22 protein-coding genes are annotated in these 25,828 nt (G+C 63.7%); 12 read left to right on the top strand and 10 right to left on the bottom strand.

Features of this window, described 5'->3' with window-relative positions:
• Positions 1-19: 19 nt before the first annotated feature.
• A complete protein-coding gene (locus tag BRAGE_RS56425) occupies positions 20-223 on the bottom strand; it encodes a hypothetical protein (RefSeq protein WP_159073914.1) in 204 nt (67 codons plus the stop codon).
• A gap of 289 nt (positions 224-512) precedes the next feature.
• Between BRAGE_RS56425 and BRAGE_RS0118070 the strand changes: the two genes are divergently transcribed.
• From BRAGE_RS0118070 to BRAGE_RS0118060, 3 genes are all read left to right on the top strand, one after another.
• Positions 513-2,444 (top strand): TonB-dependent receptor, encoded by a 1,932-nt coding sequence (locus BRAGE_RS0118070; RefSeq protein WP_051378474.1) that lies wholly within the window; start codon positions 513-515, stop codon positions 2,442-2,444.
• Positions 2,445-2,467: 23 nt separating this feature from the next.
• Positions 2,468-3,613, top strand: a complete 1,146-nt coding sequence (locus BRAGE_RS0118065; protein ID WP_283807141.1) for a PepSY-associated TM helix domain-containing protein — start codon at positions 2,468-2,470, stop codon at positions 3,611-3,613.
• A gap of 389 nt (positions 3,614-4,002) precedes the next feature.
• On the top strand, positions 4,003-7,362 hold the full coding sequence (locus BRAGE_RS0118060) for an adenylate/guanylate cyclase domain-containing protein (protein ID WP_027557610.1): 3,360 nt from the start codon (positions 4,003-4,005) through the stop codon (positions 7,360-7,362).
• Positions 7,363-7,426: 64 nt separating this feature from the next.
• Here the strand turns inward: BRAGE_RS0118060 and BRAGE_RS0118055 are convergent, their stop codons facing one another.
• Complete coding sequence (locus BRAGE_RS0118055; protein WP_231164349.1) at positions 7,427-8,728, bottom strand: patatin-like phospholipase family protein; 1,302 nt, start codon at positions 8,726-8,728, stop codon at positions 7,427-7,429.
• 494 nt (positions 8,729-9,222) lie between these two features.
• Here BRAGE_RS0118055 and BRAGE_RS54630 point away from each other — a divergent pair, with 494 nt between their 5' ends.
• Positions 9,223-9,480 (top strand): hypothetical protein, encoded by a 258-nt coding sequence (locus BRAGE_RS54630; protein WP_141262990.1) that lies wholly within the window; start codon positions 9,223-9,225, stop codon positions 9,478-9,480.
• Positions 9,481-9,612: 132 nt separating this feature from the next.
• Here BRAGE_RS54630 and ppx read toward each other — a convergent pair whose 3' ends face one another.
• From ppx to BRAGE_RS0118035, 4 genes are all read right to left on the bottom strand, one after another.
• On the bottom strand, positions 9,613-11,115 hold the full coding sequence (ppx, locus tag BRAGE_RS0118050) for an exopolyphosphatase (protein WP_027557612.1): 1,503 nt from the start codon (positions 11,113-11,115) through the stop codon (positions 9,613-9,615).
• A 15-nt stretch (positions 11,116-11,130) separates the two neighbouring features.
• Positions 11,131-13,323, bottom strand: coding sequence for an RNA degradosome polyphosphate kinase (locus BRAGE_RS0118045; protein WP_027557613.1), 2,193 nt, complete (start codon positions 13,321-13,323; stop codon positions 11,131-11,133).
• Positions 13,324-13,505: 182 nt separating this feature from the next.
• Complete coding sequence (locus BRAGE_RS0118040) at positions 13,506-14,183, bottom strand: DnaA ATPase domain-containing protein (RefSeq protein ID WP_027557614.1); 678 nt, start codon at positions 14,181-14,183, stop codon at positions 13,506-13,508.
• 123 nt (positions 14,184-14,306) lie between these two features.
• Positions 14,307-14,849 (bottom strand): CDP-alcohol phosphatidyltransferase family protein, encoded by a 543-nt coding sequence (locus BRAGE_RS0118035; RefSeq protein ID WP_027557615.1) that lies wholly within the window; start codon positions 14,847-14,849, stop codon positions 14,307-14,309.
• 156 nt (positions 14,850-15,005) lie between these two features.
• Between BRAGE_RS0118035 and purM the strand changes: the two genes are divergently transcribed.
• Together purM and purN are read left to right on the top strand one after the other, a co-directional pair.
• A complete protein-coding gene (gene purM, locus BRAGE_RS0118030; RefSeq protein WP_027557616.1) occupies positions 15,006-16,079 on the top strand; it encodes a phosphoribosylformylglycinamidine cyclo-ligase in 1,074 nt (357 codons plus the stop codon).
• Positions 16,079-16,732, top strand: a complete 654-nt coding sequence (purN, locus tag BRAGE_RS0118025) for a phosphoribosylglycinamide formyltransferase (protein ID WP_027557617.1) — start codon at positions 16,079-16,081, stop codon at positions 16,730-16,732. The genes purM and purN overlap by 1 nt, the downstream gene beginning before the upstream one ends.
• An 82-nt stretch (positions 16,733-16,814) precedes the next feature.
• On the opposite strand, the gene BRAGE_RS0118020 is transcribed toward purN, so the two are convergent.
• A complete protein-coding gene (locus BRAGE_RS0118020) occupies positions 16,815-17,021 on the bottom strand; it encodes a cold-shock protein (protein ID WP_008551638.1) in 207 nt (68 codons plus the stop codon).
• Between the two features lie 488 nt (positions 17,022-17,509).
• Here BRAGE_RS0118020 and BRAGE_RS0118015 point away from each other — a divergent pair, with 488 nt between their 5' ends.
• Entirely contained in the window at positions 17,510-18,559 is a 1,050-nt protein-coding gene (locus BRAGE_RS0118015; protein WP_430640402.1) for an autotransporter outer membrane beta-barrel domain-containing protein, read from the top strand.
• Between the two features lie 109 nt (positions 18,560-18,668).
• On the opposite strand, the gene BRAGE_RS0118010 is transcribed toward BRAGE_RS0118015, so the two are convergent.
• Positions 18,669-19,709, bottom strand: coding sequence for a LysR family transcriptional regulator (locus tag BRAGE_RS0118010; protein ID WP_027557619.1), 1,041 nt, complete (start codon positions 19,707-19,709; stop codon positions 18,669-18,671).
• Positions 19,710-19,781: 72 nt separating this feature from the next.
• Here BRAGE_RS0118010 and BRAGE_RS0118005 point away from each other — a divergent pair, with 72 nt between their 5' ends.
• From BRAGE_RS0118005 to BRAGE_RS55920, 4 genes are read left to right on the top strand one after another with little or no spacing between them, the layout of a single operon-like run.
• Positions 19,782-20,399, top strand: coding sequence for a hypothetical protein (locus tag BRAGE_RS0118005; RefSeq protein WP_027557620.1), 618 nt, complete (start codon positions 19,782-19,784; stop codon positions 20,397-20,399).
• The gene (locus BRAGE_RS0118000; RefSeq protein WP_027557621.1) at positions 20,386-21,006 is read left to right on the top strand and encodes a GNAT family N-acetyltransferase; all 621 of its coding nucleotides are present in this window, start codon (positions 20,386-20,388) and stop codon (positions 21,004-21,006) included. The genes BRAGE_RS0118005 and BRAGE_RS0118000 overlap by 14 nt, the downstream gene beginning before the upstream one ends.
• 25 nt (positions 21,007-21,031) lie before the next feature.
• Positions 21,032-21,595 (top strand): isochorismatase family protein, encoded by a 564-nt coding sequence (locus tag BRAGE_RS0117995; protein ID WP_027557622.1) that lies wholly within the window; start codon positions 21,032-21,034, stop codon positions 21,593-21,595.
• 30 nt (positions 21,596-21,625) lie between these two features.
• Positions 21,626-21,793 carry a hypothetical protein gene (locus BRAGE_RS55920; RefSeq protein ID WP_167336513.1) on the top strand — a complete coding sequence of 56 codons (168 nt, stop codon included), beginning with the start codon at positions 21,626-21,628 and terminating at the stop codon, positions 21,791-21,793.
• Positions 21,794-21,804: 11 nt separating this feature from the next.
• Here the strand turns inward: BRAGE_RS55920 and BRAGE_RS0117985 are convergent, their stop codons facing one another.
• Both BRAGE_RS0117985 and BRAGE_RS0117980 read right to left on the bottom strand, forming a co-directional pair.
• A complete protein-coding gene (locus BRAGE_RS0117985) occupies positions 21,805-23,400 on the bottom strand; it encodes an FAD-dependent monooxygenase (RefSeq protein WP_027557623.1) in 1,596 nt (531 codons plus the stop codon).
• Between the two features lie 94 nt (positions 23,401-23,494).
• The gene (locus tag BRAGE_RS0117980) at positions 23,495-24,250 is read right to left on the bottom strand and encodes an IclR family transcriptional regulator (RefSeq protein WP_027557624.1); all 756 of its coding nucleotides are present in this window, start codon (positions 24,248-24,250) and stop codon (positions 23,495-23,497) included.
• A 154-nt stretch (positions 24,251-24,404) separates the two neighbouring features.
• On the opposite strand from BRAGE_RS0117980, the gene BRAGE_RS0117975 reads away from it, so the two are divergent.
• Complete coding sequence (locus BRAGE_RS0117975) at positions 24,405-25,745, top strand: MFS transporter (protein ID WP_051377931.1); 1,341 nt, start codon at positions 24,405-24,407, stop codon at positions 25,743-25,745.
• The last annotated feature ends 83 nt before the right edge of the window (positions 25,746-25,828 follow it).

The raw sequence follows: 25,828 nt of genomic DNA, 5'->3' as shown, positions 1-25,828 counted from the left end.
TCATTATAAACTGCTGAAATCAAAAGCCACTTTCGTTGACTCGATAATGCTGCCCGCGGCACGTCGCTCCGTCGTTCATGTTCATGAAATCGGAAGCTGGTGCGATGCCATCGCGAGTCATTTGCCGTCCCATTGCTGTTCTTGCGTCCACCGTCACCGTGCTTCCGAGGTTCTCCAGACCGACAGCCTTCGCGGCCTCAGTCGCCACCATCGCCTTGTTCACTGCCGGCCTGCCGCAGCACGTCAACGCGCAGGGCGCGGCGCCCGCGGCGGAGCGCGAGACCGCGCTACCGGCGGTGACCGTTGTCGGCGATGCGCCGAAGCAGCGCGCGCGTCCCCGCTCCAATCCGGGCCGGACGGCGGCTCGCGCCGGTTCGCGCGCAACTGAGCGGCCAGCGGTTCAGGCGGAAGGAAATCCCGCCGCGCCGAAACCGGGCGCACTCCCGCAGTCCTACGCAGGCGGGCAGGTCGCCCGCGGGGGCCAGGTCGGCCTGCTCGGCAACAAGGACTTCATGGATACGCCGTTCAACATCACGAGTTACACCGCCAAGAAGATCGAGGATCAACAGGCCACGACGGTCGCCGACGTCATCAGCAACGACCCCTCGGTTCGCTTCACGGGGCAGACCGGCGGCATTCTCGACTCCTTCTTCATCCGCGGATTTCCTATCGGCGAGGGCAATGTCGGAGAAATAGCCTTCAACGGCGTCTATGGTGTCGCGCCGAACTACCGCGTGTTCACCGACTACGTCGAACGGATCGAGATCATCAAGGGGCCGACCGCACTGCTGTACGGCATGGCCCCAAACAGCAGCGTCGGCGGCACCATCAACATCGTTCCGAAGCGTGCCGGGGATGTCGATCTCACGCGCGTGACGACTGACTACGCGACGAGCTCGCAGTTCGGTACCCATCTCGACGTCAGCCGCCGGTTCGGCGAGAACCGCGAATTCGGCATTCGCGTCAACGGCAGCTATCACAATGGCGATACGCCGCTCGACAATCAGAGCCGGGAGGCACATGTCGGCTCCGCGGCGTTCGACTATCGCGGTGAGAGATTCAGGGCGTCGCTCGACTTCATCGATCAGGAGGAAAAGTTCGACGCGCCCACCAGGCCGTTTCTGGTCGCAACAGGCGTCGCCGTCCCGACCGCGCCAGTTGGCAGGCGCAATGTCACGCAGGCCTGGGAATGGGCCAAGGTTCATGACAACTCGCTGCTGGCGCGGGCCGAATACGACGTGACGGATTCCGTGACGGTGTTCGCCGATGGCGGTGGCGGCCGGACCCAGGTCGATCGCTTGTTCGGCACGCCGACGATCCTGAACGCGGCCGGCAACACCACGTCGACACCGGGGCACTTCAAATTCGACATCGACAGGGACGTGGCCGACGCCGGTGTGCGGGCCCGGTTCGACACCGCCGCGATCAGTCACGCCGTGACTTTCCAGGGGAGCTATTACACAGACCAGATCGGACGGGGCTCTGTGTCCGGGACGCCGGTGCTGTCCAATACCTATGCGCCGATCGCCCGTCCCGAGCAGCTCGTTCCAGCGCCCGCGACCGTTCCGAAGCTGTCGGACACCGAATTGACCGGCCTTGCGCTGGCAGACACGTTGTCAGTTTTCCAGGAGCGTCTTCAGCTGACCGTTGGCGTGCGGCAGCAGGGCGTCAAGTCGAACAATTACAACACCACGACAGGCGCCGTCACCGCCTCCTACGATCAGACGGCGTTCACGCCGATGGTCGGCGTCGTCGTCAAGCCCTGGAGCAACGTTTCGCTCTACGCCAACTACATCGAAGGGCTGAGCAAAGGCGACATCGCACCGACGACGGCGAGCAATTCCGGAGAGGTTCTGGCGCCTTATTTCAGCAAGCAGAAGGAAGCAGGCGTCAAGATCGATTTCGGCATGCTGGCCACCACGATCAGCCTGTTCGAGATCACCAAGCCGTCGGGACAGCTCGGCGTCGACAAGGTCTTCCGTGCCGACGCCGAGCAGCGTAATCGCGGCCTGGAATTGACCGTGTTCGGAGAGGTGCAGCCGGGCATTCGAGTTCTTGGCGGCGTGACGCTGATCGACCCCGAACTGACCAAGACGAGCACGCCGGCCAATCTCGGCAAGACGCCGATCGGTGTGCCGCAGGTGCAAGCGAACCTGTCTGCTGAATGGGATACGCCGTTCGCGCCTGGTCTGACGCTGGTCGCAAACACCGTCTATACCGGATACCAGTATCTCGATGCGGCGAATGCGCAGGTCGTTCCGGCCTGGACGAGGCTCGACCTTGGTGCCCGCTACACCACGCGCATCAACAACCGGCCGGTGACGCTCCGGGCCCTGGTCCAGAACGTGTTCGACACCAACTACTGGGCCGGCGTTGCGAGCTTCTCCGCGGTGTCGCAGGGTAATCCGCGAACCCTGCTCCTGTCGATGTCGACCGATTTCTGAGCCGGCTCGGCTTGACGCGTGCAATGACGATGTTGCGGGGCCGGAACCTCGCCGGACGTGCGCGGCGTGGGCTTCTATGGACTCATCGCTGGCTCGGGCTGGCCGGAGGTATCGTCGTCGTGCTGATCGGCCTCACGGGAAGCTTCATCGTCTTCTATCGCGAAATCGACGCCGCTCTGAACCCGGCGCTCTACGCGCCTGCGACCCCGGAACAAAGGGTTGTCTTGAGCGAGGTGATCCGCGCGGCCGCGGCGGCGGACGCCGCGCCGATTTCCACGATCCTCGTTCCGGATCGGACCTGGCCGGTCTGGGTCGTCATACATGCGCACGAAACCCAGAGAGGTCATTACCCAAATCGTTGGACGACCATGGTCGATCCGTCAAACGGGAAGGTGCTGGGGCGGCGTGACTATATCAATGCGTTCGCGCTCAAGGTCTATCGTCTCCACTATACGCTGCTGCTCTACGAGTGGTGGGGCAGGGAATTGGTCGGCGTGGCCGGGTTCATGCTGCTGGGCTTGACGGCGTCGGGCTTATTCCTGTGGTGGCCGAAGCCGGGCCGGTTCTGGCGATCGATATCGATCCGCAGGGACGTGTCGCTGCTGCGATTTGTCTTCGACGTTCATGGCGCCGCCGGCTTTTGGGCGCTGTTAGTGCTCCCAGGACTCGCGATCACCGGCATCGGTCTCGTTTTTCCGGACGTGGTGCGTCCCATCGTCGGCGTTCTGTCGCAGCCGACACCTGATCCCTCGCCACGGATCGCAGCACCGCCTCCCGCCGGGACACCGCTGCTCTCTCCCGATGCGATTATGCGACGCGCAGAGGAGGCCAAGCCGGGCAGGGCGGTCGCCATGCTGTCCCCGCCAGGCGAAACGCGCAACACGTGGCGCGTGCAGTTCCGCGCGGATGGCGCTGATCCCGCCGTGCGGGCACGAGGGGCGATCTGGCTCGATCCATGGAGTGGCGCGGTGCTGCACGATCGCACGTCCGATGCCATGTCGCTGGGCGACCGCTATGTGGCCGAACAGCTCTGGCTCCACAATGGCGCGACGTTCGGACTTTCCGGACGATTGTTGGTGTTCGCAGCCGGCATCGCGCCACTCGTCCTCTTCGTCAGTGGCGCGATCATGTGGCTCAAGAAGCGCCCGAGGAGGATCAGGGCGAGCTAGGGCGCGTACTCATACATCCGAGCGTCCGCTTCTGGGCCATGAGGGGACCAAGCTCGGACAAGTCCGGGATGCCTGATCGTGACCCAAAGCGTCATGTCCCTATGCGGACAATCCCGCACAAACTTGGTACAACCTTCGGTTTCTGGCGCGTTACTGACATCCATGTCGAACGCCAAGATGTCCGCCTTCGGCGGGCTGAGCACACGCGGCCGTGGCGCCGACTGATGGCGCCTTTTGACCCTGAGCGGACATCGCTTGCCAGCATCCAGTTTTCGCCGGAGCCCTTATCAATTGGGCGAGAGGTCGGGCGATCTGCGCTTCTGGCGATAGATGCGCCTTCGCAGGCTGTTCCAGTGTGCTATTCTCATTGCATAAGCCATAGGTATCCCATGACAGGTACTGCAGAGTGGCTCGCATCGATCGGTTTGGGCGAGTACGCCCAGCGTTTCGCCGAGAATGCCATCGACCTTTCCGTCATTGGCGACCTCACGGAGCAGGACCTCAAGGACCTCGGCGTCCTGCTCGGGCACCGGCGCAAGCTGCTGCGCGTGATCGCAGACCTCAAGGGTGACGTCCTCGGATCGGCTCAAGCGGCCGCCGGACCAGCGCCGCGGGACAGCGCCGAGCGACGCCAGCTCACGGTCATGTTTTGCGATCTGGTGGGCTCGTCGGCACTTTCGGCCCGACTGGATCCAGAGGATCTGCGCGCGGTCATCCGCGCCTATCATGCCTGCATCGCGGAGATCATCGCGCGGAGCCAAGGCATCATCGCGCGGTACATGGGGGATGGCGTGCTCGCCTATTTCGGTTATCCCCAGGCCCACGAGGACGATGCCGAGCAGGCAACACGCGCCGGGCTCGCGCTGGTCGATGCCGTCGCCAACCTCGAGACGGACGTCAGCACCCAGTTGCAGGTCCGCATCGGCATCGCGACCGGCATGGTCGTGGTCGGCGACCTGATCGGCGAAGGCGCCGCCAAGGAGCAGGCGGTGATTGGCGAGACACCGAACCTCGCCGCTCGCCTGCAGCAATTCGCCGAGCCCGGCACGGTGCTGATCTCCGAGAGCACGCACCAGCTCACGGAAGGATATTTTGAATATCGCGATCTCGGGCCTGTTGCGCTTAAAGGATGGTCGGAGCCTATACCCGCCTGGCAGGTGCTCGGGATCAGCGGCGTGGAAAGCCGCTTCGAAGCGCAGCACAAGACTCGACTGACACCACCGATCGGGCGTGACGAAGAGATCGAGCTGCTGTTGCGGCGCTGGCAGCATGCTGCGTCAGGCGAAGGCTGCGTCGTGCTTCTCACCGGCGAGCCAGGCATCGGCAAGTCGCACATAGCACTGGCGCTGCAAGAGCGGCTGCAGGCGGAACGGCACATCACGGTGCGCCATTTCTGCTCGGCGCATCACACCAACAGCGCGCTGCATCCCTTCATCGCCAACCTCGAACGCGCCGCCCGGTTCGAGCGAGGCGAGACGCCAACGGAGAAGTTTGCCAAGCTCGAGGCTCTGCTCCTGCGCTTCGGTGGTGACGCGGACCGTGTCGTGCCGCCCCTGGCCAACCTTCTGTCGCTGCCGATCAGCAACCGCTACCGTCTGCCCGAGCTCAGTCCGCAGAACCGCAAGGACGTCACGCTTGCCGCGCTGTTCGACCAGCTCGACGCATTGGCGGCGCGGCAGCCGGTGTTCGTCATCTTCGAGGATGCCCATTGGGCGGACCCGACTTCACTGGAGCTGCTCACGGTCACACTGGAGAAGGTACCGCGGCTTCGCGTTTTGCTGCTCATCACCGCGAGACCGGAGTTCACGCCGCCCTGGCCTAGCCATGCTCATGTGACGACGCTCTCGCTCACGCGGCTGAACCGCCGCAACGGGGCGGCATTGGTCGAGCGTGTCACGGCGGGCAAGACGCTTCCCGAGGAGGTCATGGACCAAATCCTCGCCCGTACCGATGGCGTGCCCCTGTTCGTCGAGGAGTTGACGAAAGCCGTGCTCGAAACCGGGCTGTTGCACGAGCAGGACGACCATTACACGCTCAGCCGTCCGCTGCCCCCGATGGCGATTCCGACTACATTGAGCGCATCGCTGATGGCGAGACTGGACAGACTAGCCCCGGTGAAGGACGTGGCCCAGATCGGCGCCGTCGTCGGGCGCGAGTTCTCCTACGAACTGTTGAGCGCTGTTGCCGGGTTGCCGGCGCAGAGGCTCGAGGAGGCGCTTGCCCAGTTGGTTCGGGCGGAGCTGATATTCTGCCGGGGCGAGATACCGCGGGCGGTCTATACCTTCAAGCATGCGCTGGTGCGGGACGCCGCCGAAGCGGGACTTCTGAAGAGCCGGCGCGCCGCGCTGCATGCCACCATAGCCGATGCGTTCGAGCAACGATTTCCGGAAATCGTGGAGGCTCAACCCGAAACCCTCGCACTCCACCTGACGGAGGCGGGACTGTTCGACAAGGCCAGGGACTATTGGCTCCAGGCAGGCAGGAAGGCGGCCATGCGCTCCGCCAACCTCGAAGCCATCGCGCATTTGCGAAAGGGCATCGAGGTCTTGGCCCATCTGGCCGACGGCGCAGTGAAGGACAGGCTGGAGCTTGATTTTCAGTTCGAGCTGGGACCATGCCTGATCGCCACCCTGGGGCCGGCCTCGCCTCAGGCCGTGGCGACCTTCGCGCGCGCACGCGCGCTTTGCCAGCGCCTCAACGATCCCCCCGAACAACTGCAGATCATGTTCTGGTTGACCACAGCGAGCGTCATTCGTGGTGAGCTGCCGGTCGCCGAGGAAATGATCTCGGCGCTGCTCGATCTCGCCGAAGCGCGCCACGATCGACCGACGCTGCTCAACGCGATGCGCGGCCAAGGCATGATTCGCCTTTTCATGGGACATCTCACGGGCGCGCGCGAGGTGATCGAACGGGCCTTCGAGACGTTCGAGGCGAGCAGCGAGCAGGACAGATTGGCGGCGCGGGCCGCCGGGCAGGATGCGGGCGTGGCCGACCTTGCTCTGATGTCATGGGCGCTGTTATTGCTGGGCCACCCCGATACGGCGCTCGCACGTGTGAATGCTGCCATCGAACGCGCAGATGCCATCAATCATCCGCACTCCCAGGCTTACGCGACCTATTATGCGTCCATTATCCACGCGCTTCGGGGCGAGTTCCTGACGGCGCACCGCTACGCGGACCGCTGTCTCAGCTTGTCGGAAGAGCACGCATTCAGGCAATGGCGGGGATTGTCGCGCGCCGTCCGGGGGATAAGCGCCACCTTTCTTGATCCCTCATCCGCCGCGCTCGAGGAAATCCAGGCTGCGATGAATGAATATCGTGGCGCGGGCTATCAGCTCGGCATCACGGCACTGTACGTGCTCCTGGCTCCGGCCTTGTTGTCGAGCCATCAGCGCGAACCTACGCTGGAGCTGATCGAACAGGGCCTCGCCACGACCGGCCGCAACAGCGAACGGATATTTGAGGCCGAGCTGTACCGGCTGAAAGCGGGCGCGTTGCTCGTCCGCGGCGCATCGGAAGCTGCCACCGAGCCGCAACTACTGCTCGATCGCGCATTGACAATCGCAAGAAGCCAGCACGCCAAGGCCCTCGAGCTTCGAGCTGCAACAGACCTTGCCGCGTTGTGGATCGATGAGCGGAAGCACCAGCAAGCGTTCGACCTGCTCGCGCCCATCCACGCCTGGTTCACCGAGGGTTTTGAAACACGGGACGTCAAGCAGGCAAAGGCGTTGCTCGACCGCCTGCGGTAGTTCTGGCTGAACTACAGATAGAGTGACGTGACTCAGCAGGTTGCAAGGCCGGTTTACCCCGGCGTCAAGCGTCGAATTGCTGACGACATTCCTGATAGGTACCTTGCACCTCCCGCCATTCCTTCGCATGGTCGTTCGCCGGATCCTCGTTGATGAAATGTGGCCCGGGATGCGGCGGACGATCTTGATGTTCGTAGTATGCGGCAATCGCTTGTTCCGCGGCGGCTTTCCCCAACTTGCGCCCACCATGCAGGTTGCTGTGATTCCATTTAAAATTGATGTGCCCCGGCACATGAATCTCCACGACTGTGCCTTGCCACCGACTGTCCTTTTTCCCGTCGCACCGGACGTGGTACTTGAAGAGCTTGACGTCGTCTTCGCCAACGGTTGCTGCGAACAATTGGCAGAGATTTGCCAAGGCATCGTGAAGGTTTTTCGGTTTGCGGACTTGCTTCGCATCGACGATCCGGCTCACCCATATTTCGTCGAGCTCATCGCCCGGCTTATGATGCTCCTGGATCAGGCTCTCGAAGTTGACCGTGTCGATCAGCGCTCCCTCGCAATATGTAACCTTGTCGATCTCCACCGTTTCTTCGATGAAGGGAAGGGCTGAACACGCGCACAGACTGGATGCAGTGATGGGCACGTTGTACTCAATGTCCTTGGCCCTCCGAGTCTGATCAAACTCACGGTTGGAAAACAACGCGAGCTTGTGATCGTCGAGATTCCAGGCGTTGTGAAATATGAACGGCTTTTCGGGCTTGTTCAGCTCGTCGAAATTGATGCCGTTCATGAATTGGCTCTGCGGATAGTTGATCCTGGAGAGGCCGGTCACATGGGACAGATACATCATCGACGTGGCATAGCGAACGAAAGGATTTGGTGCCAACACCTGATTGAGAATCCATCTATTTCTGTCGCCCTCGTCCGGGATCGTGAACCTTCCCCCGCAGCCCCTATTTGGGCGTTGAGGGAACCAGAGCGACATGGTTTTCTCGACGGCACTCGCCATCGCCTGCGGATCCCACAAATGCTTATAGGTATTGGCATCTGTGACGAAGTCGGACATAGCCTTGCTGATGGTTCCCCAATCCGGGCCGAACACCGTGTTGATGGGAAAGCGCTTGTAGCTTTCGTCGTCGCGAAACACGTTATCCCTGAAGAATTCATAGGTCCTTTTCGCCCTGTATTTATTCGCAACTACTTTGTCGTCGAACTGGTTATAGACAATCCCAACCCAGGCGCCGATGCACGACAATGCCCACACGTCGAAGGTTATTCCTGCATTGGCGAGAGCTTCCAGAACCCCGATATGCAGCCCTGCTGCCGGGCCCCCACCGCCAAGCGTGATCGCTCTCTTCACCATCGGAACCTCCATCTGATTTATCGTTTGGCTTATTCTCCAATCAACGTTCTGAGTTGCGCGAAGAGATTTGTCGTTCTTGGGCTCCCGGCCGCACAGAATGCCCTCGAACCAAATTTGGCAGTTCATGGAGTCAGCATTGAGAAATACGATACATGCGACCGAGCGGTGAACGTCGATGTTCGATCTCGAACCTGCTGATCCCACTGGTGCACGTCGGCCAAGGGCCCGGTTAGCGTACCGCGGTCTCACTCGTCCATTTGTGAACCACTTCACGTACGATACTTATCGCCGATCATGGCAGCGGGCCTGTGGTCCAAATCGCGGCTTCCGCTCCTGGCCGTGGCTGGAGGTCCCGGTGGCTGTCGACGCGTCCGCAGTTGGGCGGAGAGCGGAAGCCGCGAAGATCGGCCATGACCCGAGGCGGAGATCGTTTGCGGGGAGGGAACTGAAGCGGGACCCGCCTGTTGGTTCGATCAGCCAAGCGGAGTCTCGCAATGCGGATCATTCTGATAACGGCAGTCGGCTGGGCGTTGTCGTGCGGATTTGCGGCAGCGCAGACCGACCCCAAGGACATGACAACTGGACGCTCGGCACCAGAAGAAAAAGGTCAATTGCAGCCACAAGGTTGGACCGGACCGCTGGACACGAAATCGGGGGGCGCGCCGCCGGAAAGCCCGCAAGGTCAAAGCCCCCCGGGAATGCAGGCAGCGCCGGACGGATCAACCAAGGTGGTGACCGAGCCACGTAAGTAAGTCTTACTTGGTTTGTCGTCGCGAAGTCGGACTCACCCGGGATGAGCCGAGGCGTAACGTCTGCTTGTGGCCCTTAGCGGTCCTCAGTCTTCGACGACGTGATGTCTGCTTTCACAGGTGGAACAGACTAGCCTACCGCCGCACGATCGAGCCGTTGCGGCCGATCAGGCGGGCGAGCTGGCGGAAGCGGCTGCCGACGCGGTCGGCGACGAGGTCGACGAGCCGGTGCTCGAACACCAGCATCAGACTGCGGCCCTGGCTGCGGAAATGCGTGGCCGGCAGCACGCCGGGACGTGCCGCCGAGATCAGATGGGCGACGCGAAACGCCGCGCCGAGCAGGCGGGCACGTTCGAGCTGGGCCGGCGTCAGCAGCTCCTGCATCGTGGCCGGCGGCTGGTTCTCTTCGCTGAGGCCCGCATAGCGATAGAATACGGACAAGCCGACGAAGGCGCGCTCGGTGTGAGTGATGGCGCCGAAATTGGCGTTGACGACAAGGCTCAGCGTCTGCTCGCCGCGATGGTCCGGATGCACGCGCCAGCCGATGTCGGAGAGCAGGCACGCGGTGTGGCGCAGGCGGCGATCCTCCGGCGTCTCGCGCAGCTTCACCACGCGCACCAGGATATCGGTCCAGGCGATCAGCTCGCGGGCATGCTTCGCCGAACGTGACAGCAGCTGGTTCAGCTCCTCGGCCGCGCAGATCAGCCCGTCCTTGTTGCGCTCGCTTTCCGTGAGCTTCTCGTGCAGCAGGCCCTCGCGGACGCCGAAGGTCGAGAACACGATGGTCTTCGGCTTTGCCACGCGGATGATGTGCTCGAGCACCAGCGCCGCATAGGTGAGGAGCGGGCGGCGAGCGTCGGCGACGACCTCGATGTCGGCGAGCATGCCGGTGGCGGCAAGGCGGCGCAGGCGGCGCGAGAAGTCGAGCGCCTCAGCCGCGGGAATGGAGTAGCCGTGCATCACCTGCAGCGGATAGCCGCTCTGGATGATGTGGATGCGCGCGAGCGCGCGCCAGGTGCCGCCGACGGCGTAGAAGGCACGGCCGCGGCCTGCGACGAGCTGCGGCACCTCATCGATCTCCTCGCGCACGATGCGGTCGGCGCGCTTGAGCGATTTGTGCGCGAGGTCCTGGAGCGCGAGGCCGCCGAGCGGCAGCGTCACGCCGCTGCGCACGCTGTTCCGGCGCACGTCGATCAATTCGAGCGAGCCGCCGCCGAGATCGCCGACGATGCCGTCGGGAAGATGGATGCCGGAGATCACGCCGAGTGCCGACAGCCGCGCCTCGCGCGGGCCGGACAGGATCTCGATCTTCACCGCGCAGATGCGTTCGGCCTTGGCGATGAAGTCGGGGCCGTTGGAGGCGTCGCGGCAGGCCGCGGTCGCGATCGCGAACACGCGGCCGACCTGCATCACGCGGCACAGGGCGCGGAATCGCTTCAGCGAGGTCAGCGCCTTGTCGACGGCGTCAGGCGCGAGCAGGCCGGTGCTCTGCACCTCGCGCCCGAGGCCGCACAGCGTCTTCTCGTTGAAGATCGGAAGGAGGCTCCGCGTCAGCCCCTCATAGACGACGAGACGGACCGAGTTGGACCCGATGTCGATGACCGCGACGCTCGAGCCGCGCTTGCGCGGCCGCTTCACGTCGACGGTCCCGGATCAGGATTGATGACGTTCATTACGGCGCGTGAGGCGGCGCGGCGAGGATTCCTTGAGCGACTTTCCACGGCCAGACAGACTCGGATTTGTCATGAAGTAGTTGTGCACGTTGAAAGGCTCCTCGCCCTTCGCGGCCTTCATACGCGTTGAGGACCCGTCCGGCAACAACTGCCAGCTCTGCTCATTGTCCTTCAGGTTCGCGACCATGATCTGTTCGAGAACCTGCTGATGCACCGTGGGATTTTGCAGCGGACACAGCACCTCGACGCGGCGGTCGAGGTTGCGCGGCATCATATCGGCGGACGAGATATACACAGCAGCTTTGGCGCTCGGCAGGCCCTGGCCCATGCCGAAGCAGTAGATTCGGCCGTGTTCCAGGAATCGCCCGATGATCGACTTGACGCGGATATTCTCCGACAGGCCGGGAATGCCGGGCCTGAGGCAACAGATGCCGCGCACCACGAGCTCGACCTGCACGCCGGCTTGCGAGGCTTCATAGAGCGCGTCGATGATGTCGGGATCGACGAGCGCATTCATCTTCATCCAGACCGCGCCGGGACGGCCGTGCTGGGCATGCGCGGTCTCGCCCTGGATGTGCTCGATGATGCGCTTGCGCAGGGTCAGCGGCGATACCGCCATCTTCTCCAGATCGCTCGGAGCAGCATAGCCGGTGATGAAGTTGAACACGCGCGCAGCGTCTCGGCCGATGGTCGGATCGGAGGTGAAGTAGGAGAGGTCGGTATAGATACGCGCGGTGACCGGATGGTAGTTGCCGGTGCCGGTGTGGACGTAAGTCGTGAGGCTGCCGCCCTCGCGGCGCACCACCATCGAGAGTTTCGCGTGCGTCTTCAATTCGAGGAAGCCATAGACGACCTGCACGCCGGCGCGCTCGAGGTCGCGCGCCCAGCGGATGTTGGCTTCCTCGTCGAACCGAGCCTTGAGCTCGATCAGCGCGGTGACGGACTTGCCGGCTTCGGCGGCTTCCGCAAGCGCGCGCACGATCGGCGAGTTGTTGGAGGTGCGGTACAGCGTCTGCTTGATCGCGACGACATCGGGATCGCGCGCGGCCTGCTGCAGGAACTGCACGACGACGTCGAAGGATTCGTAAGGATGGTGGACGATGAGGTCCTTCTGGCGGATCGCCGCGAAGATGTCACCGCCATGCTCGCGCACGCGCTCGGGATGGCGCGGCACGTAAGGGGTGAATTCGAGGTCGGGCCGGTCGAGGCGGGTGAGCTGCGAGAGCTCGTTCATGGCGAGCACGCCATCGACCAGGAACACTTCGTCATCGGCGGCCGACAGCGCGTGCTGCACGAAGCTGCGCAGCTCCTCGGGCATCTTGGCGTCGATCTCGAGCCGGATCACCGATCCGCGGCGGCGGCGCTTCAGCGCGGTCTCGAACAGGCGGACGAGGTCTTCGGCCTCTTCCTCGATTTCGAGCTCGGAGTCGCGGATGATGCGGAAGGCGCCCTGGCCGTGCAGATTGTAGCCGGGGAAAAGACGGTTGATGAACAGGCCGGTCGCCTGCTCCAGCGAGAGCAGGCGCACCGCCTTGCCCTCGGACGGCAGGCGGATGAAGCGGTCGATCTTGCCGGGCATGCGGATCAGCGCGTTCATCTGCTTGCCGTCGGCCTCGCGCGTGAGCTGGAGCGCGATGGTGAAGCCGAGGCTCGGAATGAACGGGAAGGGATGAGCCGGGTCGATCGCGAGCGGCGTCAGCAGCGGGAACACGTTGTTGAGGAAATAGTCCTCGATCCAGGTCCGCTCCGCTTTGGTGACGTCCTTGCCGTCAACGAGCACGATGCCGACATCGGCCAGCGTGCCGCGCAGGTCGCGCCAGATCGCCTGCTGGTCGGAGGCGAGCTGGGAGACGGTGCGGTTGATCAGCGCAAGCTGCTCGGACGGCGTCAGGCCGTCGGGCGCGCGTTCGGCAATGCCCTCGCGCACCTGGGCCTTGATGCCGGCGACGCGGACCATGAAGAACTCGTCGAGGTTATTCGCCGATATCGACAGGAATCGCACCCGCTCCAGCATGGGGTGGCTGGGATTGACCGATTCCTCCAGGACGCGGCGGTTGAAATGCAGCCAGGACAGCTCGCGATTGATGAACCGCTCGGGGCTCGTGGCGATTGCCGGCAGGCCCTCGGTCTCAGGGGCTTTTTCTTTAGTTTCAACGGCTTGCGCTGAGTCCATGAGAAGTCGGTCCATCCAGTTCGCCCCACCTTGCGACTTATGCGCAAAAACCGGCGGGAGCATGTGTTAGTGCGATGACGTTTCGATGACATTGATGTTCCGCCGTCGCGCCGCGTCAAGCGGCCAAGGGCGACAAGGGGAGCAAGAGCGGCAAAGAGCGGCAAAGGGCGCCCGAGCGGCGCTCAGGCGTCCCGCAGCAGCTCGGCGGCCAGCGCCCGTGTGACGGGACGGCCGAGCCGGAGGGCCTCGCTGTCGAGCAGCTCTACGGCCTGTCGGGCGGCCGCCGAGGACCGCTCCAGGCGGGTGGCGAGGTAGCTGACGATGCTCTCGTCCATCGTGAGCTGGCGGTCGGCGCAGAACTTGACGATCAGGCCGCGGAAGAGCTGGTCGTCGGGAGGCAGCAGCGAGATCACGGGCACCGCACGCAGGCGCGAGCGCAGGTCGCGCAGCTCGATCTCGAGCGATGCCGGCACGTCGCGTCCGGTGAAGAGGATGTAGGCACCGTCCTCACGGGCGAGGTTCATCAGATGGAAGAGGGCGCGTTCGTCAAAATCCCCGGCCTTGAGATCCTCGACCACCAGCGCGCCAGTGGCGAGCGCGCCCGGGACGCCTGCGGCGGTCAACGCATTGGCCGTGGTCGAGCGGGCGCCGGCCTCTTCGGCCCAGATCGCGGCGAGATGGCTTTTGCCGCTGCCTTCGGGACCGGCCAGCCACATGATCCGGTTCGACCAATCCGGCCAGCTGTCGATCAGGGCAAGGCCGGCGGCGTTCGCGGGGCCTTCGAGGAAATTGTCCCGGCTGAGGCTCTCCGCATGCGGAAGCGAAAACGCCAATTGTCGGGGATGAACGCGGCCTGCCACGCTTGCTTTGCTCCATGCCGGCGTGCCGGCCGTGTTTGACGAGATTCGACTTCATCGAGCGGGAGTTGGCCTGTTGCGGGGCCAAGTCCCTCACCGAAAAGTCGTCAACTCACAGATCCCAACTCACTTGGCCTCGATCGTGCTCATGTGCCGCAGCCACTCGACGAGATAGAGCGACACCGAGGAGAGCGTGAAGACCGTGACGAGACCCATCAGGATGATATCATAGGGCGCTGGCTTGAAGCCGAAGGCAAGGGCGGCCAGCACCAGCGCTGCGTAGGACACCTGGGCCGCTGTGTTTAGCTTGGATACTTTCGACGGCTTCATCTCGACGGGCTTGTCGAACAGCCAGGATACGATCACCGCTGCGACGATCATGATGTCGCGCGACACCACCAGGATCACGATCCAGCGCGGGATGTCGCCCCAGATGCCGAGCGCGAGGTAGATCGACACCAGCAGCGCCTTGTCGGCGAGCGGGTCGAGCAGGGCGCCAAGCTCGCTCGTCATGTTGAAGCGCTTGGCCAGGAAGCCGTCGACGGCGTCGCTGATGCCGGCAATCAGGAAGACGGCGAATGCCACCTCCATTTGGCTCGACACGATGGCCCAGACGATGATCGGGACCAGCATGATGCGGCCCAGGGTAATGATGTTCGGAATACTCACGCGGCGCTTCCCGGCACCCGGTCTGACCTCGAATCCGGCCCCCAGGGAGGCTGAACCGGTTGATATCTCTACATAGTATAGGGCGGGGCGCCACGCTTGCCATTGCGCGTCCCCGGAATTCGACGTAACCAGCCGCAAACCCACTGGAAATCGGGCATGACCGACCGCAAAAACGGCCTCACTTACGCCGATTCAGGCGTCGATATCGACGCGGGCAACCGCTTGGTCGACCTGATCAAGCCGATGGTGCGCGCCACCGCGCGGCCCGGCGCCGACGCCGAGATTGGCGGTTTCGGCGGCCTATTCGACCTCAAGGCGGCCGGTTTCAAGGACCCGGTCCTGGTCGCCGCCACCGACGGCGTCGGAACCAAGGTCAAGATCGCGATCGAGACCGGCCTGCATGGCGGCATCGGCATCGACCTCGTCGCCATGAGCGTCAACGACCTCGTGGTGCAGGGCGCCGAGCCGCTGTTTTTCCTCGACTATTTCGCCTGCGGCAAGCTCGATCCGGAGGCCACGGCCTCGATCGTCGCGGGTGTCGCCGAAGGCTGCCGGGAATCCGGCTGCGCCCTGATCGGCGGCGAGACCGCCGAGATGCCCGGCCTCTACAAGGATGGCGATTACGACCTCGGCGGTTTTGCCGTCGGCGCCGCCGAGCGCGGTACGCTGCTGCCGCGCAAGGATATCGCCGCGGGGGACGCCGTGATCGGCCTTGCCTCGTCGGGCGTGCACTCCAACGGCTTCTCGCTGGTGCGCAAGATCGTGGAACAATCCGGCCTCGGCTTCGAGGCGCCGGCTCCGTTCGCACCGGTGATGACGCTCGGCGGCGCGCTGCTGACGCCCACGAAGCTCTATGTCAAATCCTGCCTGCGCGCGATCCGCGAGACCGGCGCGGTGAAGGGGCTCGCCCACATCACCGGCGGCGGTTTCACCGACAACATTCCGCGCGTGCTGCCGAGCCATCTCGGCGTCGGCATCGACCTCGCGCGCCTTCCGGTGCTGCCGGTGTTCAAATGGCTGGCGCACCAGGCCGGCATCGCCGAACTCGAAATGCTGCGCACCTTCAACTGCGGCATTGGCATGATCGCGATCGTCGAGCCCGACAAGGTCGAGGAGGTCGTGCGGGTCTTCGCCGATGCCGGCGAGACCGTGGCGCAGCTCGGCACCGTGATCCCGGCCGAGGGCGAGCATCGCGTCGTCTATAACGGCCATCTCGACCTGGCGCTGTGATGAAGCGCCGCGTCGCCATCCTGATCTCCGGCCGCGGCTCCAACATGTCCGCACTGATCAGGGCCGCCAGCGCGCCGGATTTCCCTGCGGAGATCGCGCTCGTCATCTCGAACAAGGCCGACGCCCTCGGGCTCGAACGGGCCAAGGCGGCCGGCGTGAACACGCTGGTGATCGAGAGCAAGCCGTTCGGCAAGGACCGCGCCGGCTTCGAGAATGTGCTGCAGGCAGCGCTCGACCAGCATGGCATCGAGCTGATCTGTCTCGGCGGCTTCATGCGCCTGTTCACGGCCGAGTTCACCAAGGCCTGGTACGGGCGGATGCTCAACATCCATCCATCGCTGCTGCCGTCGTTCCCCGGCCTTGATCCGCACGGCCAGGCCTTGCGCGCCGGAGTGAAATTGTCCGGCGCGACGGTGCACTTCGTGATCCCCGAGACCGATGCCGGCCCGATCGTGATGCAGGGCGCGGTGCCCGTCAGCGACCACGACACCGCCGACACGCTGTCGGAGCGCATCCTCGAAGTCGAGCACCGCATCTATCCCGAAGCGCTGCGGCTGCTCGCAACTGGCAAGGTCCAGATCGAGGGCGATGTGTGCAGGACGGCGGGAAGCTCTGCGTCGGAGAATTTTCTGGTTGCGCCTGTGGTGGGCTGAAGCGCGAGTCGTCGTCACAAACGAAATCCCCCGGCAGAGCCGGGGGCAACGTCATGATCTCTCGCGCTAGGCTTGAGAGACATCAGGAGACCTTGAGGTTCTCCGCGGATGATTTGCCGCGGTTCTCCACGAGGTCGTATTCAACCACCTGGTTCTCATTGAGTGTCGAAAGTCCGGCGCGCTCGACGGCGGAGATGTGGACGAACACGTCCTTGTCGCCGCCGTTCGGCTTGATGAACCCATAGCCCTTGGTCGGGTTGAACCATTTGACGGTGCCCTTTTGCGGCATCCTCAGTCTCCTCCACTAGATACAAAAAAGACGCGGCCGCTGTTTCGCGTGCCACGCCACAAACGGGCTTCCGGAAGTCTGTTCGAGTCTTGAGTCTCAATGTCGCGAAACGCACAGCCGAGCGGCCAATTCCGATTGTGTCGAATATTGCAACATGAAAATCGCCCGTTAGCAAGCCGCGCGCGATTTTCAAGAGCGGTCCGGCTATCTGCAGCCGCTATTTCGAACCTGTGGCAGCGGAACCACAATCCGGGGCAATCACTCCTGCTCGCGCCCTGCACCCGATTGACCCACCGTTGCAGTTCAGCGCAAATCGTCGCATGCAGCGTGGCGCGTGTTGCATTTTTGCGCGTCGCTTTTCGCTTTGGGATTTTGTCGTTATGCGCTGCACGTCGCAGCTCTCGGGGACACGGCGGGCGATCCGGTTGGAGGGGAGCGGTGGTATGCCCATGCTCCCGCGCGCCAAGGCAATCGTCACCACATTTGTCATGGCAATTGTGGTGACGATTGGCCTGACCGTGGCCGCGACGCCCGCCTTGGCGCAGAGACGGCCGCCGCCTCCGACGCCATCGCCAACGTCGGCCAATGACGACCAATCCGCCGGCAACGCCGCGCTCGATCTCGGCTCGGGCTTTCTGGAGCGGCTCGGCAACCAGGCCTCGGGCGGTTTCAACCGCGCCTTCCGCACCAATCCAGGTGGCGGCGGCGCGTCGGCGAGCACGGAAGATCCGCGCTACCGCACCTGGTTCGAGGGCTACGGCATCTCGGTTCGCACCGATGCGCAAGGCGACTTCGTCGGCGACAAGCGCAAGACCTTCGGCGGCGTTGCCGGCTTCGGCGCACGGGTTGCGCCTGGCGTCAATCTCGGCTTCTCGGTCGACCAGAGCCACACCGACATCGACGTGCCGCTTGCGCTGCAGTCCGCAACGCTTGACCTGACGCAGCTCGGCTTCAACGGCTCGGTCGACAAGGGACCATGGACCTGGGCCTTCGCGCTGGTGCACGGCTTCGGCAAGGTCCACTCCAGCCGGGATACCGGCTTCGGCCTTGCGACCGCGGGCTATCGCGCCGCGGTCGACGGCGCCCTGACCGAGATCAGCTACTACTGGACCAAGGACCAGATGCGCATCGTGCCCAAGGGCGCGGTCGAATATGTGCGCGCCACCAGCGCGGCATTCCAGGAGGCCGGCGGCCTTGATCCGCTCAACGTCGGTTCCACCACCCTCTCACGCGCGCGCGTCATGATCGGCGCCGAGATCGGCCGCTACTTCATCCTCGACCAGAAGATCCTGGACCTGTCCGCCTACGGCAAGTTCGTCGACAATTTCCACCAGGACCTCGGATCGATTCAGGTCAGCCTGGGGACCCAGAGCATCGTCGTGCCCGGCATCGGCGAGAGCCGTTACGGCATGGATGCCGGCGCCTCGGCCTCGCTCAGCCTGACCAACACGGCGCGGCTCTACGTCAATTACGACGGAAAGTTCCGCAACGAGCTGACGTCGCACCAGGGCACGGCCGGCTTCGAATATCGTTGGTAAGCTGGATCCCGCTGGCGTCTAAAACGCGATGGGATGAAGATGAATCACCATCGCGCTTTTTGAGCATGATCTTTCCGGAAAACCGCTACGCACTTTTCCGCATCATGCTCTACGTCGGCGTCGCCGCGACGTAACCGCTCAGTCCAAACCCTTCGCGCACGGCCGTCATCATCGGCACCAGCGCGTTCGGGTGGATGAACTCGTCGCGGAAGCAGGGATAGGTCCTGGGATCGAAGATCCTCTTCAGCCAGTCGACCACGATCTTGTGGCGTTCGGAACTGCGGAACTCCCTGTGATAAGTGAGCCAGAGATCGGCGTGGTGGCTGACGCCGAGATCGACGGCGACGAGCGGCGCGCCGAGCGCGATCGACACGGTCGGCAGGAAGCCGATGCCGGCGCCGCGTTCGACCGCATAGAGCGCCCCGACGGATGAATTGGTCTTGATCCCGACGATACCTTCGAGCGACGTCAGCCCGAGAATGCGGGCATAGGCGCCGTCGTCGATTTGCGGGGCGGTCTGTTTGACGATGCGATGGTTCTTCAAATCGGCGAGCGTTGCCGGCAGGCCGTAGAGGGTCTCGTATTCCCTGGAGACGAAGGGATAGATGTGGAGGCGGCCGAGCTTGGTGACGATCAGATCGGGATTGGTCGGCGGCTCGAGCTGGATCGCGATATCGGATTCGAGCCGCGCGACGTCGGCCTGCTCCATCGCGCAGCGCAGGTCGACGGTGATCTTGTGATAGGTCTTCTGGAAGTCGATCAGCCGCGGCAGGATCCAGAAATTGCCGGGGCCTTCCGTCACCGCGACGCGCACGGTGCCCGCGGTGTCGTTCGACGAGCGCGAGGCGCGGCGGAAGACGTTGAAGGCGTGGCGCTCCATGTGCGCAACGTCGGCGATCATCGCGGTGCCTTCGTCGCTGAGCGTCAGCCCGCTCTGGTCGCGCAGGAACAGCTTGCAGCCGATGCTCTCTTCGAGCCGATCGATCCTGCGCATCAGGGTGGTCGAGGTGAGCCCGAGCTCCTCGGCCGCGTTGCGAAAACTTTTATATTTTGCGCACGCTAAAAACAGCTTCAAATCGTCCCAGGATGCATCCAGGGCTTCTTCACGGTGCTGCATCATCGCAGCACCCCGGTGCAATAACTGCTGCATACTCCTGATCCCCAACCGCTAAGCTCAATGTCGTAGCGGGGCGCTGAAGGCTTCGAACGATAGTGGGACGACATGAGTATGGAAAGGGGCTCGTTTGCCGCAAGGCATGATTTCGATGCGCTGCCGCAAAGCCCGGACGTCGATGTCCGTTGCGCGCAATTTTCCGAAATTGCGGCGCTTTCGGAAATGGCGCATCGGCTGGTGCCAGGCGTAGAGATTGGCGCGGCCGAGCTCGCGAAATATCTCACCTTCGATCCTCAGAGCATCCTGACGTTCAGCCGCAAGGGCAAGCTGCTCGGCGGCATGGCCTTCCTGTTCCTGAGCGAGCGCGGGCACGATGCGCTGCTGCTCGACGAGATCTGCCTGACCGCGCCCGAGACGCACTATCTCGCCGCGCCAAGGCAGGACGTTGCTGCCATCTACATCTGGGCGATCGCGGCGAGTGGTCGTGGCATCGCCGGTCTCGGCAAGGCCGCGGCTCATCTGCGACAGCTAAGGTTTCGCAGCGCCGATTGCTATGCGCAGCCGTCAACCGTGGCCGGCCGCGGCATCATGAGGGCGACAGGATTCGAGCCTGTCCCAAGCTTCCAACCCGACCTCTGGTGCTACCAGCGTCCCTGGCACAGGCAGCCGATGCGCATGCCGGCCGCGATCATTCACGCAAGGAGTTTTGCAGATGCACGGTACTAGGATTCCTCTCGCCAAGCCCGACTCCCGCGCCATCACCATCCGCCTCGCGCGCGACCCGAACGATCTCATGCTGGTCACGGCGATCCGCTCCGCGGTCTATCTCGCCGAGCAGGATTGTCCGTTCGAGGAGGAGTTCGACGGCAACGACATGGTTGCCGCGCATTTCATCGGCTATGTCGGCAACGAGCCCGCGGGATGCCTGCGGGTTCGCTTCTTCGGCGATTTCGCTAAGGTGGAGCGGCTCGCGGTGCGGCACCAATATCGACGCTCGCGGGTCTCGTTCAAGCTGGTGCAGGCCAGCGTCGACTATGTGAAGCGCAAGGGGTTCCGCAAGATCTACGGCCAGGCGCAGGACCGGCTGGTCGATTTCTGGGCCCATTTCGGCGCCAAGCCGCTCGGCCACAATCGCAAGATCACCTTCTCCGATTTCTCCTACACGGAGATGCTGCTGGAGATCGAGCCGGGACCGGATGCCATCACGCTGGAGAGCGATCCCTATGTGATCATCCGCCCCGAGGGCGATTGGGATCGCCCGGGCGTGCTCGACGCATCCGCGGGGCGGGCGGTGACTTCGCCGCTGCGGGACCTCGCACTCGCTGATCGATGAAACTGGTGCAGCTACGCGCAAGATTATGCCGGTCTTTCTTGACGATGATCCGCCGATCCTGATCTGCGCGGATCTCCAGGTCGAATATCTGACCCCCGGGCGACGCCATCTCATCCGCGATGGCGATGCCGCCACGGCGCGCTGCCTGGAGCTGCTGGCGCTGTGGCGCAACAATCTCCAGCCGGTGATGCATCTGAAGCGGATCGCGCAGGCGGCCTGGTTCAATCCGTCATCCAGGCTGACCGATTGGATCGAGGAAGCGAAGCCACGGCCGGGCGAGATGACGTTCGAGCACCCGCTACCCTCGGCCTACAGCTCCTCGCGATTTGTGGACTACATGTCCAATATCCGCAATGTGCGCTGCATCCTGATCGGCTTTTCGCTCGACGAAACCATCCTGGCCACCGCCATCGACGGGTTTCACCGTAGCCACCGCTATCAGGTGATCGGCGATGCCGTAGCCTGTCGGCAGGCGGGCACGGGCGATGCGGACGCCTACAAGCAGGCGGTAGTGAATGTCGTTGGAAATTTTGCTACAATTCATTTCAGCGCCGAACTGATCAGAACCAGCGGCGCCGTTGCGGTGTAGGCGGCCGCGATCGGCGGATGGGGTCAGACATTGTCACCGGGAGAAGAGCTCAAGGAGCTGGCGAGCGATCTGTCGCGGGCGGCCGAGCGGGCGCGCCGGCTTGGCCTGCCGACGACGGTCGATCTGCTCTCGATGGCACTCGTCGAGGTGAGGGAAGCCGTTGCCGCCGACGACGGGGATGACGACAGCGCGGCTTGAGGTTTGCCTCGTCACGCGCCGCCGACAGCGCGTTGCAGGATGTAAGACGCCTCGGTGCCGTCGCCGTCGCCCGCATAGGCGACGAACTGATCGGGGCGGACCAGGATTTGCCGCGCCGCGTATTGCTCCCGTCCGCCAGAGGCGGTGTCCTTGATCACCTTCAGCGGAATGTGAAGTCGTCCTGCGGCTTGCTCGAATGCTGTCGCAGTTGTGCCGTCCGCGAGGTTGATCAGGGTGAACCCGCTACCCAGTTCCTCGAACACGTTCTTGCCTGACGACAGGGGCTGCGGGGTGAGATGGTGACCTGCGCGCGCAGGATAGGCATGCGAGCCGATCGCGCTGCAGATAGCTCCAGCCGGGCCGAAGACGATCGATGACCCCTCGTAGTTCGGCTCGAAGGCGTTGACCTCGGCGCGCGCGCCGGAGTGGCGCCCGTGCCAGGCGGCCTCGAAATCGCTGCGATCTCGCGCCGGATCATGCCGGCGAAGAAAATCACGGTCGCGGAAGATCGGCGTCTCGATGAAGTCACGCGCGGTGGACGCAAACACCGGCCGCCGCTCCGCATCATAGCTGTCGAGCAGACCGGCGGGCGCCCAGCCTTGCAGCTTGGCGGCGAGCTTCCACGCCAGATTCACGGCGTCTTCGAAGCCGGTATTGATCCCGTAGCCGCCATAGGGCGGATGGCTGTGCGCTGCATCTCCCGCGATGAAGACGCGGTCCGCACGATAGCTGTCGGCGAGCGTGAAGCGTAGATCCCAGAATCCGATGTGCTCGAATTCGACGTCGAATTCAGCGCCCGCGGCATCGTGCAAGAGGCGGCGGAAATCGAAATTGTCGGCCGTGGTATCTGCGGGAACTGGGGCGTGAAAGAACCAGGTGCTGCCGAGATCGACCCGGCCGAAGAACTTCCAATAGCCCTCGAGCTCCGGATGCAGCACGCTGTAAAACGACTTGCCCGGAAAGGCCGCAAGCAGCCGATGCAATTCGACGGAGCGGAACACCAGTAGCACCATCAGCCGATCGTGGTCGGAGCGGGTCTGCGTAATGCCTGCGCGTTCGCGCACGATCGATCGGCTGCCATCGCAGCCGACGACGTAGTCGGCGCGCAGGCTCTGTTTCGTGCCGTCGCGATGCTCGATGTCGAGACTTACGCCGTCGGCGTCGGGCCGGACGTCCCGGCAGGTCCAGCCGTATCGCAGGTCGATGGAGGAGAGCTGTGCCGCGCGTTGCCGCAACACGGCTTCGGTTGCGTATTGCGGCAGGCGTTCGTTGTCGGTGAAATAGAACGGGCGGACGAGTTCGCGCTGCAGCCAATTGTAATTGTAGCCGCTGAGCAGCGTGCCATAGCTGGTCATTCCGCCGATGCCGTAATCGGGAGGAATGGTGCGAGCTTCGCGCAGGGCGCTTTCGGCGCCCCAGAAATGGAAATGCTCCATCGTTCTCTGGGTGAGGTTCTGACCCTTTGGGATCGGTTGCGGCTGTTCGTGGCGCTCGATCACGATGGTTTTGATTCCGCGCAGGCCGAGGCCGATCGCCAGGCCCATCCCGACTGGTCCGCCGCCGACGACCACGACGGGCGCGTCACTGTCCGCTGAAACCTGCCTCACATCGTTTCCCCAGGTTGTCATCGCGCGAGGCGCGATCGTCCGTCCACATGGGACGCCCCAGGAAACGCGTCAAGTAAAATCTCGTATAATGAGATTATTCTTGGCTGGTGTCGGTCATCAAGGATATCTGCCGGGCGGCTTCCCGGACCTCGGCGCTGATGCGATCGATCAACTCGCCTTTAGTATCCTGGCCCGCGATCGTGATGCAGAGGCTGGCGACCGGGTAACTTGCATCGAGGATCGGGGCCGCTATCCCAATCGCGCCCGGCGTCACTTCGCCGAAGGCGACAGCGACGCCGGCGCGGCGCACACGCTTCAGGGTTGCCAGAATTTCGTCCGGCGTGCTGCCGGCACCGACGCTGCGCAGATCGGCCGCGTAGCGCGTCACGAGCGGCATCACGCGTTGCCTGGGCAGAAAGGCCATGATCGAGCGTGCGATCGCGCCGCGTCCCATCGCCATCGGCCGGCCGCGCGGATAGCTGCTCACGGGATTCACCGCGGACGCGATCGAGGCTACGCACAGCATCTTTTCGCCGTACCACCGCACGACCAGGGCGGTGCAGGGATGCATGGCCGACAGGCGTTCCAGATGCGGCGTGGCGGCCGCGATCAGCGGATCGGAACGGCGGCTGAGATAATCCATCTCGACCACGCGCGGGCCGAGTGCGAACCGCCCGCCGCGCATCGGCATGACGAACCCGCTCTCCTTCAGGCTCTTCAGATAGCGGTACAATGTCGGCCTGGTGTAGCCGAGCTCCTTCATGAGCTCGTCCGGCGACCATTGCGGCCGTGCCTCCGTGAAGAGATCGAGCACGGCAAGGACTCGATCCTGACTGTTTGCTTTGACCAAGTGGGGCTAGATCCAGCTTCGCGTGTTCGCCGTGTTACCGCATTCGCGCGGGCCGCAAAACGGCGGTACCTGCATGACTTGCCTTCGTAATAATCTCATTATAAGAGATTTTGAGAAGAATAATAGTGCATGGGCTGCCGGGGAGGGGTTTGGCATGGCTGTGACAGCTGCAGATGAGGTCGGGCCAGGCACGATCGACGCGATCGACGTTCCCGCCTTTGTCGATGCTCAGCCGGTTGGAGCCTTTCAGATCCGGGTTCTGCTGGTCTGCGCCGCCGTGCTGTTCATCGACGGTTTCGACACCCAGGCCATCGGCTACGTCGCCCCGGCGGTCGCGCAGGAATGGAAGCTGGCACGCGGGAGCCTTGGACCTGTGTTCAGCGCGGGGCTTTTGGGCCTCATGATCGGTGCCCTCGTCTTCGGGCCAATGGCCGACAGGATCGGCCGCCGGCGCATCATCCTTTCGAGTACGCTGGTGTTCGGCATCGGGACGTTGCTCACGGTGTTCGCAACGGACACGACCTGGCTGATCGCGTTGCGCGTCCTGACCGGCCTCGGGCTTGGCGGTGCGATGCCCAACGCCGTTGCCCTGACCTCCGAATTCAGCCCGCATCGCCGCCGCGCCACGCTCGTGATGATCATGTTCGCAGGTTTTTCGATTGGTGCGGCGCTGGGCGGGTTGCTGGCGGCCGCGCTGATTCCGGCCTTCGGCTGGCGTTCGGTGTTTCTCGTCGGCGGCCTCGGGCCGCTGCTGCTGCTTCCTTTCCTGTTCAAGGCGTTGCCGGAGTCGATCCGCTTCCTGGCGATGATCGGCGGCCGCGACCGGGAGGTGGCTGACCTGCTCCAGAAGGTGGTCCCGGGCACCTCGTTCCCGGCGAGTGCCAGGTTCGTCGTGCAGGAGCCCAGGCTCACGGGACTGCCTGTTGCGCATCTGTTTGCAGAAGGACGCGGATCGGTGACGCTTCTGCTCTGGATCGTCTTCTTCATGAGCCTGCTCGACCTTTACCTCCTGTCGAACTGGCTCCCCACGGTGCTGAACGACCTCGGAGTCTCGGTTTCGGCGGCGGCCGCGATCGGCGCGATGCTGCAGGTCGGCGGCGTCGTCGGCACTTTCACGCTCGGTCATTTCATTGATCGCTTCTCGTTTCGCGCGTTGGCGCTGACCTATTTGGTCGCCGCGGTCGCAGTCGCGGCCGTCGGCATGGCAAGTCATTCGATCGTTCTGGTCACGATTGCCATCTTCGCGTCGGGCTTCTGCATCGTCGGAGGACAGATCGCCTCGAACGCGCTGACGGCGACCTTCTATCCGACGGCGATCAGATCGACCGGCGTGGGATGGGCCCTCGGTATCGGCCGCATTGGTTCAATCCTGGGGCCTCTGATCGGCGGCCTGATGCTGGCCCGCGACATGGGACCGCAGCCGCTGTTCGGCGCCGCAGCCGTCCCGGCGCTGATCGCGGCAGCTGCGGCTTTCGTCCTGGCGCGGCGGGGCTAGGCGAGGGGACGTGCCGGCTGCCGATGTGCCTGCTTTCCTGCAACGCTCATGTGCGCCGGTTGCCAACGAAATGACGTTGCAAG

Origin of the sequence: Bradyrhizobium genosp. SA-4 str. CB756 (assembly GCF_000473125.1) — a bacterium.
GTDB lineage: Bacteria > Pseudomonadota > Alphaproteobacteria > Rhizobiales > Xanthobacteraceae > Bradyrhizobium > Bradyrhizobium arachidis.
The sequence above is the reverse complement of the archived record's forward strand: the minus strand, read 5'-3'. Positions and strand labels throughout refer to the sequence as shown.

Excerpts from the sequence above, each read along its gene's own strand:
- BRAGE_RS0118060 (WP_027557610.1), top strand. The coding sequence starts at position 4,003 with ATGACAGGTACTGCAGAGTGGCTCGCATCGATCGGTTTGGGCGAGTAC.
- BRAGE_RS0118015 (WP_430640402.1), top strand. The coding sequence starts at position 17,510 with ATGGCAATTGTGGTGACGATTGGCCTGACCGTGGCCGCGACGCCCGCC.
- BRAGE_RS0118010 (WP_027557619.1), bottom strand. The coding sequence starts at position 19,709 with ATGCAGCAGTTATTGCACCGGGGTGCTGCGATGATGCAGCACCGTGAA.
- BRAGE_RS54630 (WP_141262990.1), top strand. The coding sequence starts at position 9,223 with ATGCGGATCATTCTGATAACGGCAGTCGGCTGGGCGTTGTCGTGCGGA.
- BRAGE_RS0118020 (WP_008551638.1), bottom strand. The coding sequence starts at position 17,021 with ATGCCGCAAAAGGGCACCGTCAAATGGTTCAACCCGACCAAGGGCTAT.
- BRAGE_RS0118045 (WP_027557613.1), bottom strand. The coding sequence starts at position 13,323 with ATGGACTCAGCGCAAGCCGTTGAAACTAAAGAAAAAGCCCCTGAGACC.
- BRAGE_RS0117975 (WP_051377931.1), top strand. The coding sequence starts at position 24,405 with ATGGCTGTGACAGCTGCAGATGAGGTCGGGCCAGGCACGATCGACGCG.
- BRAGE_RS0118065 (WP_283807141.1), top strand. The coding sequence starts at position 2,468 with ATGACGATGTTGCGGGGCCGGAACCTCGCCGGACGTGCGCGGCGTGGG.
- BRAGE_RS0118000 (WP_027557621.1), top strand. The coding sequence starts at position 20,386 with ATGCACGGTACTAGGATTCCTCTCGCCAAGCCCGACTCCCGCGCCATC.
- BRAGE_RS0118055 (WP_231164349.1), bottom strand. The coding sequence starts at position 8,728 with ATGGTGAAGAGAGCGATCACGCTTGGCGGTGGGGGCCCGGCAGCAGGG.
- BRAGE_RS0118005 (WP_027557620.1), top strand. The coding sequence starts at position 19,782 with ATGAGTATGGAAAGGGGCTCGTTTGCCGCAAGGCATGATTTCGATGCG.
- BRAGE_RS0117995 (WP_027557622.1), top strand. The coding sequence starts at position 21,032 with ATGCCGGTCTTTCTTGACGATGATCCGCCGATCCTGATCTGCGCGGAT.
- purM (WP_027557616.1), top strand. The coding sequence starts at position 15,006 with ATGACCGACCGCAAAAACGGCCTCACTTACGCCGATTCAGGCGTCGAT.
- purN (WP_027557617.1), top strand. The coding sequence starts at position 16,079 with ATGAAGCGCCGCGTCGCCATCCTGATCTCCGGCCGCGGCTCCAACATG.
- BRAGE_RS0118070 (WP_051378474.1), top strand. The coding sequence starts at position 513 with ATGGATACGCCGTTCAACATCACGAGTTACACCGCCAAGAAGATCGAG.